The sequence below is a fragment of the Streptomyces sp. NBC_00483 genome (genome assembly GCF_036013745.1).
Taxonomy (GTDB): Bacteria; Actinomycetota; Actinomycetes; order Streptomycetales; family Streptomycetaceae; genus Streptomyces.
In genome coordinates, this window is record NZ_CP107880.1 from 2,725,081 (window position 1) to 2,738,270 (window position 13,190).

General features: G+C 72.7%; 12 protein-coding genes. 3 read left to right on the forward strand and 9 right to left on the reverse strand.

The annotated features are described in order from the left end of the window. Positions 1-112 precede the first annotated feature (112 nt). Complete coding sequence (locus OHA73_RS11950) at positions 113-1,915, forward strand: glycoside hydrolase family 15 protein (protein WP_267072938.1); 1,803 nt, start codon at positions 113-115, stop codon at positions 1,913-1,915. A 62-nt stretch (positions 1,916-1,977) separates the two neighbouring features. Continuing rightward, positions 1,978-3,657, forward strand: coding sequence for a PucR family transcriptional regulator (locus OHA73_RS11955; protein WP_267070939.1), 1,680 nt, complete (start codon positions 1,978-1,980; stop codon positions 3,655-3,657). A gap of 24 nt (positions 3,658-3,681) precedes the next feature. On the opposite strand, the gene OHA73_RS11960 is transcribed toward OHA73_RS11955, so the two are convergent. The 6 genes from OHA73_RS11960 to OHA73_RS11985 form a co-directional block, all read right to left on the reverse strand. After that, positions 3,682-4,812 carry a glycosyltransferase family 4 protein gene (locus OHA73_RS11960; RefSeq protein WP_327655032.1) on the reverse strand — a complete coding sequence of 377 codons (1,131 nt, stop codon included), beginning with the start codon at positions 4,810-4,812 and terminating at the stop codon, positions 3,682-3,684. Between the two features lie 213 nt (positions 4,813-5,025). Continuing rightward, positions 5,026-5,772, reverse strand: coding sequence for a hypothetical protein (locus OHA73_RS11965; protein WP_443063208.1), 747 nt, complete (start codon positions 5,770-5,772; stop codon positions 5,026-5,028). Between the two features lie 101 nt (positions 5,773-5,873). Continuing rightward, a complete protein-coding gene (gene recN / locus OHA73_RS11970; RefSeq protein WP_267072936.1) occupies positions 5,874-7,598 on the reverse strand; it encodes a DNA repair protein RecN in 1,725 nt (574 codons plus the stop codon). 136 nt (positions 7,599-7,734) lie between these two features. Next, the gene (locus OHA73_RS11975; RefSeq protein ID WP_327655033.1) at positions 7,735-8,640 is read right to left on the reverse strand and encodes an NAD kinase; all 906 of its coding nucleotides are present in this window, start codon (positions 8,638-8,640) and stop codon (positions 7,735-7,737) included. Continuing rightward, the gene (locus tag OHA73_RS11980) at positions 8,637-9,452 is read right to left on the reverse strand and encodes a TlyA family RNA methyltransferase (RefSeq protein WP_267070936.1); all 816 of its coding nucleotides are present in this window, start codon (positions 9,450-9,452) and stop codon (positions 8,637-8,639) included. Before OHA73_RS11980 ends, OHA73_RS11975 begins: the two co-directional genes overlap by 4 nt. A 6-nt stretch (positions 9,453-9,458) precedes the next feature. Further along, on the reverse strand, positions 9,459-9,743 hold the full coding sequence (locus OHA73_RS11985) for a hypothetical protein (protein ID WP_327655034.1): 285 nt from the start codon (positions 9,741-9,743) through the stop codon (positions 9,459-9,461). Between the two features lie 42 nt (positions 9,744-9,785). Between OHA73_RS11985 and OHA73_RS11990 the strand changes: the two genes are divergently transcribed. After that, positions 9,786-10,133, forward strand: a complete 348-nt coding sequence (locus OHA73_RS11990; RefSeq protein ID WP_267070935.1) for an SCP2 sterol-binding domain-containing protein — start codon at positions 9,786-9,788, stop codon at positions 10,131-10,133. Here OHA73_RS11990 and OHA73_RS11995 read toward each other — a convergent pair. The 3 genes from OHA73_RS11995 to OHA73_RS12005 are packed head-to-tail and all read right to left on the reverse strand — an operon-like array spanning position 10,117 to position 13,087. Further along, a complete protein-coding gene (locus OHA73_RS11995) occupies positions 10,117-10,983 on the reverse strand; it encodes an ABC transporter ATP-binding protein (protein ID WP_267070934.1) in 867 nt (288 codons plus the stop codon). The two genes, OHA73_RS11990 and OHA73_RS11995, sit on opposite strands and share 17 nt — an antisense overlap. Next, complete coding sequence (locus tag OHA73_RS12000) at positions 10,980-12,044, reverse strand: FecCD family ABC transporter permease (protein WP_327655035.1); 1,065 nt, start codon at positions 12,042-12,044, stop codon at positions 10,980-10,982. The genes OHA73_RS11995 and OHA73_RS12000 overlap by 4 nt, the downstream gene beginning before the upstream one ends. Continuing rightward, positions 12,041-13,087: a FecCD family ABC transporter permease gene (locus tag OHA73_RS12005; protein WP_266721160.1), complete on the reverse strand. Its 1,047-nt coding sequence runs from the start codon at positions 13,085-13,087 to the stop codon at positions 12,041-12,043. Before OHA73_RS12005 ends, OHA73_RS12000 begins: the two co-directional genes overlap by 4 nt. Positions 13,088-13,190 lie beyond the last annotated feature (103 nt).

Sequence of the window (13,190 nt, forward strand, 5' to 3'; positions counted from 1 at the left end):
TCCAGACGGCGTATCAACGGAAGAACACGATCCGTCGTCTCATCCCCCCACCACCCCCAACTCTTCGCTCCAACTTTTCCCTCCAACCGTGGCCGTTCGACTGGAGATGCACGTGGCCGGGCGCATCGAGGATTACGCACTCATCGGAGACATGCAGACCGCCGCCCTGGTCTGCCGGGACGGCACAGTGGACTGGCTGTGCCTGCCCCGCTTCGACTCGCATGCCATTTTCGCCGGGCTGCTCGGCACCGAGGACCACGGCTTCTGGCGCCTGGGTCCCGCCCATGCGTCCGATACCGAGCCGCCGAGAGCGGCGCGGCGCGGATACCGCGGCGACTCGCTGGTGCTGGAGTCGGAGTGGGACACGCCGCGCGGCACGGTGCGGGTCACCGACTTCATGCCGCCGCGCGACGGCGCACCCCAACTGACCCGGATCGTGGAGGGCGTGAGCGGGCGCGTGCCGATGCGCTCGACGCTGCGCATGCGCTTCAGCTACGGCCGGATCACTCCGTGGGTGCACAAGGTGGACGGTCGTACGGTCGCCGTGGCCGGGCCCGACTCCGTGTGGCTGGACTCGGAGACCGAGACGTACGGCAAGAACCTCACGACGTACTCGGACTTCACGGTGGCGCCCGGTGACCGGGTCGCCTTCACGATCCAGTGGCAGCCCTCGCACCACCAGCAGCCGCCGCTGCCGGACCCCCAGGGCGCCCTGGCGGCGACGGAGCAGTTCTGGCGGGAGTGGGTGGAGCACTGCACGTACCACGGCCCGTACCGCGAGGCCGTCGTCCGCTCGCTCATCACCCTCAAGGCTCTGACCTACGCGCCGACCGGCGGCATCGTCGCCGCGCCGACGACCTCGCTGCCCGAGGAGATCGGCGGCGTACGGAACTGGGACTACCGCTACACGTGGCTGCGGGACGCGGCGATCACCCTCTCGTCCCTGCTGCGCACCGGGTACCGGGAGGAGGCACGGGCCTGGCGCGAGTGGCTGCTGCGGGCGGTCGCAGGGGACCCGGAGAACCTGCAGATCATGTACGGCATCGCGGGCGAGCGGGAGCTCGGCGAGGCGGAGCTGGACTGGCTGCCCGGATACGAGAACTCGGGGCCCGTCCGGGTCGGGAACGGGGCGGCGCACCAGCTCCAGCTCGACGTGTACGGCGAGGTCACCGAGGCGCTGCACCTGGCGCACATGACGGGTCTCGCGAGGAACGACTACGCGTCGCTGCTGCAGTTGAAGCTGATCCGCTATCTCGAAGGCCACTGGGACGAGCCGGACGAGGGCATCTGGGAGGTGCGCGGTCCGCGCCGGCACTTCGTGCACTCGAAGGTCATGGCGTGGGTCGCCGTGGACCGCACCATCAAGCTCATCGAGTCCGGGGACGCCGACGGCCCGCTGGAGAAGTGGCGCGACCTGCGCGACGACATCCACAGGGACGTCTGCGAGAAGGGTTACGACAAGGAGCGCAACACCTTCACGCAGTCGTACGGCAGCAAGGAGCTGGACGCGTCGCTGCTGCTGATTCCGCAGATGGGCTTCCTGCCGCCCGACGACAAGCGCGTCATCGGCACCATCGAGGCGATCCAGCGGGAGCTGTCGACGCCGGACGGCTTCATCCTGCGGTACCCGACGGACAGCGAGGACGGCAGCGTGGACGGACTGCCCGGTGATGAGGGGGCGTTCCTCGCCTGCTCGTTCTGGATGGCGGACGACCTCGCGATGATCGGCCGGGTCGACGAGGCCCGCAAGCTCTTCGAGAAGCTGCTGGCCCTGCGCAACGATCTGGGCCTGCTCGCCGAGGAGTGGGACCCGCGGTTGCAGCGCCAGGTGGGCAACTTCCCGCAGGCGTTCAGCCACGTGCCGCTGATCGACACGGCGCTGCGGCTGACGGCTTCGGGCGCGTACGGCGGTTAGCGCGGGGCGACGGGCGGGGGCGGAGATGTTGCGCGGGCGTGTGCGCCGGTAGCGTCCGTGTCATGGACAGCACCTCGCCCGAGTTCTCCGCCTTCTCCTCGCCCGGTGGCATCACCGTGCGGCGCGCCCTGGAACTGCCGGGGCTACGCAGCGGTCTTCCCGAGGTGGTGGCGGGCGGGGAGCGTTTGCAGCGGACCGTGCGCTGGGTGCACGCCGGCGAGGTGCCGAACATCGCGTCGCTGCTCAAGGGCGGCGAACTGCTGCTGACCACGGGCTACGGGGTCGGGACGCGCCCCGCCGAACAGCGCGCCTTCGTGCGCAAGCTGGCCGAGCGGGGCATCGCGGCGCTCGTCATCGAGCTGGGTCAGCGGTTCGCGCGGCTGCCCGCGGCCCTCGTGGAGACGGCGCGGGCGGCGGGCCTTCCGCTGGTGCAGCTGCACCGCGAGGTGCCGTTCGTGACGGTGACGGAGGAGATCCACACCGAGATCGTCAACGGGCACTACGCGCTGCTGCAGCGGGCGGAGGAGGTGCACCGGCGCTGCACGGACGCGCTGCTTGGTGGCGGCGGGGTCCCTCAAGTCCTGCGAATTCTGGCCGAGTTCAGCGGGAACCCGGTCTTCCTTGAGACCGCCGACGGCCAGCTGCTCTACGCGGCCGGGGCCGACGACGACATCACCGATCCGCTCCAGGTGTGGGAGGGCATGCGCGGCACGCACCAGGACGAGCCGCCGGGCGGGGCAGTCCTCGTGGACGTGCCGGGCGGCGGCCCGGGAGCCGGGTCCGTGCGGGCCAGGCTCGTGCTGCTGCCCGTGTCGGGGGCGCTCGCGCCCGTGCACCGGATCGCCGCCGAACGGGCCGCCGGGTCGCTCGCCGTGGTGCTGATGCAGGCCCGCCAGGAGGAGGAGCTGGCCGCGCGCGGACGCGGCGACTTCCTCACCGACCTCGCGGAGGGCCGGATCACGCCGGACGACGCCCCGGCGCAGGCCCGCGTCCTCGGCTTCAAGCCGACCGGGAGCGGTCCGCTGCTGCCCGTGGTGATGAGGCTGCCGGGTACGCCGGAAACGCCGATGGGCCTCTCGCCGGGCGGCGGCTGGGCGGTGCTCGCGCGGGCCGTGTCGGAGGAGTTGGCCTCGGTCGGGGTGCCGGTGCTGCTTGGCGTGCGCCCCGTGGAGGGGCGGGTGCCGCTGCTGCTCGGGCTCCGCTCGGACTCGGAGCGCGCGGCGGTCGCTGACCGGGTCGCGGCGGCGCTGCGGGCGGGCGTGGCGCGGGCCGGGATGCAGCGGGCGGGCGGGCTGCCGCCGGTCGTGGTGGTCGGCGGGGCGGGCGGCTGGGCCGCGGCGGCGGCAGGACTGCGGCACGCGGCGGAGACGGCGACGGCGGCGCAGGGCCTGGACGACCGGCCGTGGTTCGACGCGCGGCGCCTCGACATCGACCTGCTGCTGTGGCGGCTGTCCCGCCGCGACGAGGACGCCCTGGCGGCGTTCGTGGAGCGGGCGATCGGCCCGCTGCAGGAGCACGACCGACGGGCGAAGCCGCCGCTGCTGCCCACGCTCCAGACCTATCTGGCGCACGCGGGCCGCAAGGCGGAGACGGCGCGCGAACTCCATCTGAACCGGCAGACGCTCTACAACCGCCTCGCGCGGATAGGCGAGTTGCTCGGCACGGACCTGGACGATCCGCAGACGGTGCTCGCACTGAGCCTGGCACTGCGCGCACGGCGACACACCTCGGCCACGCCCTAGCCTCCGCGGCAGCGCCCGGGGCTTCTAGTGATAGCCCGTCAACTCGTCATAGACGCTCAGCACTTGGGCGACCGTCGCGTCCTCGGTCGGCCAGGACGCCGCCTGCACGGCGCCGCGCTCCTTGAGTTGGTCCCGCCGCAGGGGATCGGCGAGGAGCCGCTCCACGGAGCGGGCGAGCGCGGGCGCGTCTCCGTAGGGAACCAACTCCGCGCCGTCGCCGACCAGTTCGGCCATGCCGCCGACATCGGTCGCCACTAGGGGTACGCGCGCGTGCAGCGCCTCCTGCGCGAGCAGCGAGCGGGACTCCCAACTGCTGGGCAGCACCGCGACATCGGCGGCGTGCAGCAGTTCCGCGACGTCGTCGCGACGCCCCGCGAGCCGCACCGGTAGCCCCTCGGCCTCGATGCGCCGCTGGAGGGCGGGCCGCTCGGGCCCCTCCCCCGCGATCACCAGCAGCGGCGCGGGGTCGAGCCTGAGCAGCGCGTGCGCGGCGTCGAGCAGTACGTCGTAGCCGCGGTGCCGCTCCAGGCTGCCGACGGCCATCAGCAACGGCCGGTCCACGCAGCCGAGTTCGGCCCGCGTCTTGCTGCGGATGCGCTCGGCCTCCTCGCCCTCTGGGAGCGGTCCGCGCGGCGCGGGGAAGGACACCGCGGCGAGCCGGGCGTCCCGCGCGCCGCGCGCCCGCGCCCGGTCCACCAGGTCGGAGGAGGTGCCGAGGACGACGGCCGCCGCCCTGGCCACGCGCCGCTCCAGCGCGCGCAGCAGGTGGGCGCGGGCCCCCTCGGCGTACGAGCGGGTGTGCCAGGTGACGACGAGCGGGACGCGGCGGCCGCTGAGCGCGAGGGCGGCGCGCAGCCCGGCGTGCAGCCCGTGCGCGTGCACGAGGTCGGCGTCGGTGCAGGCGACGCGGAGCGCGGCGACGGACGCCGGGTCGCTGCGGCGCGGCACCGGAAGGTGGTGGGCGCCCGCGTCCTCGAACCCGTACGCCCGCTCGGCCGCCATCGGCGCGCACACCGTGACACGCACCCCACGGGCCACCAACCCCGAGGTCAGGGACCGGACATGGGCGCTGCTGCCCGCACTGCCGCCGCCCAGCACCTGCACAGTGCGCAGCGTCGGCTGTCCGTGCGCTGACGGGCTGCTGGGGTGGCTCACGCGGCCGGGCTCCTGAGGGGTGTCGGCGAACTCGGTAGGTACGGAAGGGGTTAGGTATACGGAGAGTACGGGCTCAGGGATACGTATACCGTCGGTCCCCCAGGATGCCAGCCCGTACCGACGTTCCGGCACCGGTCGCCCTCCCTCACCGCCAGAGCATGGGCAACACGGCACACCGGACCACTCGCATGGGTGAGTTGAGAGGCCCGATGCTTACGTAAGCGGACGCTGGGCCAGCGCGCTCACCCGGTCCCCGTACACGGCCGCCGCGACGAGCCCGGCCGCGTGCGCCACCAGGCCGGGCCGCCCGTTCCCCGCGACGATGGCGACGCCGACGGCGGCACCGAGCGCGTGCGCGCCCGCGTCGCCGAGCATCCCGCGCTCGGCGAGATCGTCGGGCAGCACCGCGGCGGCGGCGCCCATCGGCGCGGCGGCGAGCGGGCCGCGCAACAGACCGGGAGCGCCCAGGGCGAGGGTCACTTGGGCCGCGCGCCCCGGTCGTACGTCGACGAGGTTGACGAGGTGCGCGGTGCCCGCGATGACGACGCCGGCGAGCGCCTTGTCGACAAACCGCTCCTTGAGCAGCCCGCCCGCGACGAGCCCCGCCGCCGAGATCCCGAACAACTTCACGGCGCCGCTGGTGAGTTCGCCGTCCCGCAGAGCACCCAGATGGGCCCGGAAGCCGCGCCGCGGATCACCGGCCCCCGCCACGTCGTCGTATCCACCGCAGGCCCCGGCCACGAGCGTGGCGAGCACTGCGGCGCCGCGCGCGCCCGGCTCCGCCGCGACGAGCGCCCCCGCCGCGACTCCCACCGTGGCGGCGGGCCCCGGACACAGATCGACGGTCCGCCCCGCGTAATTCTTCCGCTCCCCGACACCGTCGGGCTTCACACGCCGCAAAAGACTGAGCACACCACGGGTGACACCTGCAGCGACTGCGGCGGAATCAAGCCTCGCCAGTGGTCGAGGCGCAGGGCCCCAATCAAGCCCCGCCGGCGATTGAGGCGCGGGGTCCGGGGCAGAGCCCCGCGACCGGCGGACGCCCGACCGCAACGACAACATCACGCATCCGCCCGAGCCGCCGCCAACAACTCTTCCGCATGCGCCCGCGCCGTCTCCGAGTCCTCCTGACCCGCCAACATCCGCGACAACTCCCGCACCCGGTCCTCACCTTCGAGCACCGTCACCCCGGAACTCGTCACGGACCCGTCGTGGGTCTTCTCGACCAGGAGCTGCCGGTCGGCGAACGCGGCGACCTGCGGCAGGTGCGTGACGACCACGACCTGCGCCGACCTGGCGAGCTTGGCGAGGCGCCTGCCGATCTCGACGGCGGCCTTGCCGCCCACGCCCGCGTCGACCTCGTCGAAGAGATACGTAGGTACCGGATCGTTGCCCGCGAAGACGACCTCCACGGCGAGCATCACGCGCGACAGCTCACCGCCGGACGCGCCCTTCGCGATGGGCCGGGGCGGCGCGCCGGGGTGCGGGGCGAGCAGCAGCTCGACCTCGTCGACACCACTGGGCCCGCACACCACGTTCCGCCCGTCGACCTCGACGCCGTCGGCGGCGTCCGTCTCGGTATGCCGGATGTCGAAGGAGACCCGGGCGTGCGGCATCGCCAGCGAGGAGAGTTCCTCGGTCACCGCGGCCGCGAAGCGGTCGGCCGCCTCCACGCGCGCGTGGGTCAGTTCCTGCGCCAGTACGCCCAGTTCGCCGCGGAGCGACTCGCGCTCCGCGGTCAGCTCGCCGATCCGCTCGTCGTCGCCGTCGAGCTCGAGAAGGCGCGCGGCGCTCGCCTCGGCCCAGGCCAGCACCGCCGTCACGTCCTCGCCGTACTTGCGGGTGAGCGTCGTGAGTGCCGCCCGCCGCTCCTCCACCGCGGAGAGCCGCAGCGGGTCGGCGTCCAAATCGTCCGCGTAGCCCGCGAGTTCGGCGGCGACATCGGTGAGCAGGATCTGCACCTCGCCGATCCGCTCCGCGAGCGTGCCGAGCGACGAGTCGTGGGAGCGCACGGCCTCCAGGGCCCGGTGCGCACCGCCGACCAGCGTCTGCGCGTCGACGCCCTCCGGGTCCTCGGGGTTCCCTGCGAGCGCGGCGTGCGCGGCGGCCGCCGCCGAGGCCAGCGCCTCCGCGTGGCCCAGCCGGGAGGCCTCCTCGGCCAGCTCCACGTCCTCGCCGGCCCTGGGCTCCACGGCGCCGATCTCTTCGAGCCCGAAGCGCAGCAGATCCGCCTCCTGCGCCCGCTCGCGGGCGCGCGTGGTGATCTCCTCCAGCTCGGTGCCGACGGCCCTCAGCCGCTTGTATACGGCTCCGTACTTGGCGAGCGGCGCCGCGACGGCGTCCCCCGCGTACCGGTCGAGCGCCTGCCGCTGCCGGCCGAGCTTCAACAGTCCCTGCTGGTCGGTCTGGCCGTGCACGGCGACCAGTTCGTCGGCCAGCTCGCCCAGCACACCCACCGGCACGGACCGCCCGCCCAGGTGCGCCCGGGAGCGCCCCTCGGCGGACACGGTGCGGCTGAGCAGCAGCACCCCGTCCTCGAGCTCGGCCCCGGCCTCCTCGGCCCGCTCGCGCGCGCCCGAGTCGGCGGGCACGGCGATGCGCCCCTCGACCACGGCGTTCTTCGCGCCGATCCGTACGAGCGCGGGGTCGGCCCTCCCGCCCAGCAGCAAGCCGAGACTGGTGACGACCATGGTCTTGCCCGCGCCCGTCTCACCGGTGACCGCCGTGAAGCCGGGCGAAAGCTCGACCACGGCGTCGTCGATGACTCCGAGCGACCGTATCCGCATCTCCTCCAACACGCCTCTGACCTTACGAGGTCGAAGGCCGTCCGTGCGACGGACCCCGGCCCCCTACCCCGATTCCGCAGGTAGGAGGGCCGTTACGGCGACAAACCTTCACGCCGCCGTCACTCGAACGTGCCGGTCAGTGCGGGGCGCCGCGCCACCCGGCGACCGGGAGCGCGAACTTGGCCACGAGCCGGTCGGTGAACACCGCGTGGTGCAGCCTGGCCAGCCGGACCGGCACCTCGCCCCGGCGCACCTCGATCCGCGCGCCCGGCGGCAGCTCCACGGTCCGCCGGCCGTCGCACCACAGCACGCCGTGCGGCGTGTGCTGCTGCACCTCGACGGCGAGCACCGAGTCCGGCGACGTGATGAGCGGCTTGGCGAACAGGGCGTGCGCGCTGATCGGCACCATGAGCAGCGCCTCGACCTCGGGCCACACCACGGGGCCGCCGGCGGAGAACGCGTAGGCCGTGGACCCGGTCGGGGTCGCGCACACGATGCCGTCGCAGCCGAATCCCGTGACGGGCCGGCCGTCGATCTCGAGCACGACCTCCAGCATCCGCTCGGGCTCGATCTTCTGGACGGCCGCCTCGTTGAGCGCCCAGTCCCGGTGCACGACGTCGCCGTTGCGGTGCACGGCGACGTCGATCGTCATGCGCTCCTCGACCTCGTACTCCTTGGTGACGACGCGGTCGACGACCTTGTCCAGGTCGTCGCGCTCCGCCTCCGCGAGGAAGCCGACGCGGCCCAGGTTCACCCCGAGCATCGGCACCCCGGACGCCCGCGCGAACTCGGCGCCGCGCAGCAGCGTCCCGTCCCCGCCGAGCACGATGAGCAGCTCACAGCCGTCGAGACAGGCCGGCGTGGCCTCCTTCACCGTTTCCACGGAGTCGGGCAGCGGCAGGTCCTCGGCCTCGGACTCCAGTACCCGCACGCCGAGGCCGCTGCGCAGCAGCCCCTGTACGACGAGTTCGGCGCTGCGGATCGCAGCGGGCCGCCCCGTGTGGGCGAGCAGGAAAACCGTACGAGCTCGGGTCTGTGTCAACGCGGCCCCTCCGCCACTGCGCGATCTACGTCGGCCGGGTCGAGCTGATCCGCCCCGGCACGCAGCCACAGAAAGTACTCGACGTTCCCGGACGGTCCCGGCAGGGGGCTCGCGGTCACGCCGCGCACGCCGTATCCGAGCTTCCATGCCTGCTCGGCGACCCTGCGCACCGCCTCGGCCCGCAGTTCGGGGCTGCGCACGACGCCCCCGCTGCCGAGCCGCTCCTTGCCCACCTCGAACTGCGGCTTGACCATCATCACGAGATCCGCCTCCGGAGCCGCGCACCGTACGAGGGCGGGCAGCACAAGGCCGAGCGGAATGAAGGACAGGTCCCCGACCACGATGTCCACGGGTACGTCATCGATCGCCTCCAGCGTCAATTCGCGTACGTTCGTACGGTCCTTGACGGTGACGCGTTCATCGCTCTGCAGTGACCACGCGAGCTGCCCGTAGCCGACGTCGACGGCGACGACGTGCGCGACGCCGGCCCGCAGCAGCACATCGGTGAAGCCACCGGTGGACGCACCCGCGTCCAGCGCCCTGCGCCCCTTGACGTCGAGCCCCTGCGGACCGAACGCCTCCAGCGCGCCCGCGAGCTTGTGCCCGCCGCGCGAGACGTACTCGGGGTCGCTGTCGTCGGCCGCGACGACGATGGACACGCCCTCGTTGACCTGCGTCGCGGGCTTGGTCGCGACGATCCTGGCGACGCTGACCCGGCCCGCGGCGATCAGCTGGCTCGCGTGCTCGCGCGAACGCGCCAGCTTGCGGTTGACGAGTTCGGCGTCGAGGCGGCGACGTGCCACACCTGCCACGGTGGTTCAGCTCCTGTTGTCATACGTAGACGGGGACGGGGGACGTGCGTCCAGCGCGTTCAGCGCGTTCCGCAGCCCCTGATGTACATCCTCGTACACCTCGGCGTGCCCGTCCGCGGCGAGGTGGTCCACATCGCCGAGCCGTTCCAGCGACGCGTCCACCTCGGGGGTGCCCGTGGGGGTGCGCCCGATGCCGAGCGGGGCGGGGGCCGCGGGGTCGTACGAGGGTTCCGCTGCCGGTTCCCGCGCGGGTTCCGGCACGTCGGTGGGCTCGGTGGGCGTCTCGCTCATGCCCCGACGCTACCCCGAAGCGCCGGTGTACCGTCGATCACGATGGCGACGACTGAGGAGTGCCGGGCGGCGCTCGACAAACTCTCGGACAACATGGCGGGGGCCGACGGGGACGTGCGCACGGCCGCGGCCCTGGACCGCTCGCTGAGCTGCCGGATCACCGACCTCGACGTGACGTTTTCCGGCCGACTCAAGGACGGCCGGATCGAGGTCCTCGACACGCGCCCCGGGCCGCCCTCCGAGAAGGCGCAGATCCGGCTCGCGATGACCGGCGACGACCTGGTGTCGATGGTCGACGGCGAGCTGAACTTCGCTAAGGCGTGGGCGTCGGGACGCGTGAAGCTCGAGGCCTCGTTCCGCGACCTGCTGCGGCTCAGGACGCTGCTGTAGCGGTCTCCTTGCGGCGCGCGTGCCGCGCGGCCGGCACCACCAGCGGGGTCCCCGTCTCCGGGTCGTCGATGACCTGGCACTTCATGCCGAAGAGCTGCTCGACGAGCTCGACCGTGACGATGTCCTTGGGCGCGCCCTCCGCGATCACCGCGCCGTCGCGCAGGGCGATGAGGTGGGTGGCGTAGCGGGCCGCGTGGTTGAGGTCGTGCAGGACGGCGACGAGCGTGCGCCCCTGCTCCTCGTGCAGCTCGGCGCAGAGGTCGAGGACGTCGATCTGGTGCTGGATGTCGAGGTACGTCGTCGGCTCGTCGAGCAGCAGCAGCGGCGTCTGCTGGGCGAGCGCCATCGCGATCCACACACGCTGGCGCTGGCCGCCGGAGAGCTCGTCGACGTACCGCTCGGCGAGCTCGGCGACGCCGGTGGAGCCCATCGACTCCTGGACGATCCGCTCGTCGTCGGGCGACCACTGGCGCAGCAGTCCCTGGTGCGGGTAACGGCCGCGGGCCACGAGGTCGCCGACGGTGATGCCGTCGGGCGCCACCGACGACTGCGGCAGCAGGCCGAGCGTCTTGGCGACCTTCTTGGCGGGCATCGACTGGATGACGCTGCCGTCGAGCAGGACGCGGCCCGCGCTCGGCTTGAGCATCCGCGACAGGGCACGAAGCAGCGTGGACTTACCACAGGCGTTCGGGCCGACAATCACCGTGAAGGAGTTGTCGGGGATCTCCACCGACAGCTTCTCGGCGATGACGCGCTGGTCGTATCCGAGGGTCACGTCGTCGGCTATCAGCCTGTTCACTGCGGTGCTCCTTTGGTTCGTACGAGGGATGTGCGGGCCGCGCGAGGTCATATCCGCCCCGCCTTCCGCTCAGTGACCAGCAGCCACAGAAGATAGATGCCGCCGACGACGCCGGTGACCACGCCGACGGGCAGCTGGTCGGCGCCGAACGCCCGCTGCGAGACCAGGTCGGCGACGATCAGCAGGGCCGCGCCCAGGATCGTCGACGCCGCCAGGTTCGGCCCCGGCGACTTGGTCAGCCGGCGGGCGATCTGCGGCGCGGTCAGTGCCACGAAGGTGACCGGGCCCGCGGCCGCGGTGGCGGCGGCCGTCAGTACGACGGAGGCCGTGAGCAGCAGCAGCCGGGTGCGCTCGACGCGCACGCCGAGGCCGCCCGCCGCGTCGTCGCCCATCTCCAGCATCCGCAGCGGGCGCGCGGACGCGGCGACGATCGGGATCAGCACGACGAACATGATCAGCAGCGGCCAGACCTGCGTCCAGTCGCGGCCGTTGAGCGAGCCGGTCATCCACACGGTCGCGCGGGCGGCGTCCACGAAGTCGGCCTTGGTGAGCAGATAGCCGTTGATCGCGGTCACGAACGCGGAGACGCCGATGCCGACGAGGACGAGCCGGTAGCCGTGCACGCCCCGCTTCCACGCGAGGACGTAGATCGCGACCCCGGTGACGAGTCCGCCGACGAGCGCGCCGATCGCGACCTGTCCCGCGCTGCCCCCGAAGATCACGATCATCACGAGCGCGCCCGCGGTCGAGCCCTGCCCGAGGCCGAGCACGTCCGGGCTGCCCAGCGGGTTGCGGGAGACGGACTGGAAGAGCGCGCCGGACAGGCCGAGCGAGGCGCCGACGAGCAGGCCGACGAGGACCCGCGGAAGCCGCAGGTCGTTGATGATGAATTCCTGGCCGGCGTCGCCATTGCCCACGAGGGTGCGCAGCACGTCGGAGACCGGGATCGGGAAGTCGCCGGTGCCGATGAGGAAGACGCTCGCGGCGAGCGCCGCCACGAGGAGGATCGCCACGACGACGAGCGAGCGGACGTCGAGCCGGAAGGAGAGGCCGCCCGGGGTGCGTATCGCCTTGGTCCCGGCCTTCTTGGTACGGGTCTCGGTCGCGGTCACAGCTGGGCCATCCTTCGGCGACGTACGAGCACGATGAAGACCGGCGCGCCGATGACGGCCGTGACGATGCCGACCTGGAGCTCGGACGGGCGGGCCACGATCCGGCCGATGACGTCGGCGCCGAGCAGCAGGACGGGCGAGAGGACCGCCGCGTACGGCATGATCCAGCGCATGTCGGGGCCGGTGAACGAGCGGACCATGTGCGGCACCATCAGGCCGACGAAGGCGATCGGGCCGCAGGCCGCGGTGGCCGCGCCGCACAGCAGTGTCGCGGCGACCATGCTCAGGGCGCGGGTGCGGCCGAGGTGGGCGCCGAGCGCGCGGGCGGTGTCGTCGCCCATGGCCATGGCGTTGAGCGGGCGGGAGAGCAGCAGCGCGAGGACGGCGCCGACGGCGATGAACGGCCACACCTGCTCGATGGTGTGCATGGTGGACGTGGCCAGCGAGCCGACCTGCCAGAACCGCATCCGGTTGAGGGCCATGTCGTCGGTGATCATCACCGCGTAGAGATAGCCGGAGAGCGCCGCGTTGATCGCGGTACCGGCGAGCGCGAGCCGCACGGGCGTCGCGTTGCGGGTGCCGCCGAGCGCGTAGACGAGGACACCCACGGCGGCGGCGCCCGCGAAGGCGAACCATACGTAGCCGGTGAGCGAGGTCACCCCGAAGAAGCTGATGGCGGAGACGACGGCGGCCGAGGCACCCATGTTGATGCCGAGGATGCCGGGGTCGGCGAGGGGGTTGCGGGTCAGCGCCTGCAGGACGGCGCCGGCGAGGCCGAGCGCGATTCCGGCCAGCAGGCCGAGCAGGGTGCGCGACACCCGCTCACCGACGACCACGTCCGCGTAGTTCCCGGTGTCCTGGAACAGGCCGTGCCAGACCTGGTCCAGGGAGAGCGGTTTGGCGCCCACGGCGATGCTCGCCACAAGGACGGCCACCAGCACCAGGACAGACGCGAGCAGCCCGACGGTACGTATCACCGCACGACGGTCGGGGGGCGCGGGAGCGGTCACCGCGCTGGCTTCGGGAGGACTGTCGACCAACACGAAGTTAGGTTAGCCTACCCTGCAACTCCACGACATCACGGTCCCGCCGCCTTGGGCAATCTGCCGCCAGGGGCGGCAGGGTGGGCAAGGCGGCACCCCGATG

Coding starts and splice junctions, on each gene's coding strand:
- OHA73_RS11955 (WP_267070939.1), top strand. CDS start 1,978: ATGGACAGCACCTCGCCCGAGTTCTCCGCCTTCTCCTCGCCCGGTGGC.
- recN (WP_267072936.1), bottom strand. CDS start 7,598: ATGCGGATACGGTCGCTCGGAGTCATCGACGACGCCGTGGTCGAGCTT.
- OHA73_RS11985 (WP_327655034.1), bottom strand. CDS start 9,743: ATGAGCGAGACGCCCACCGAGCCCACCGACGTGCCGGAACCCGCGCGG.
- OHA73_RS11990 (WP_267070935.1), top strand. CDS start 9,786: ATGGCGACGACTGAGGAGTGCCGGGCGGCGCTCGACAAACTCTCGGAC.
- OHA73_RS11995 (WP_267070934.1), bottom strand. CDS start 10,983: ATGACCTCGCGCGGCCCGCACATCCCTCGTACGAACCAAAGGAGCACC.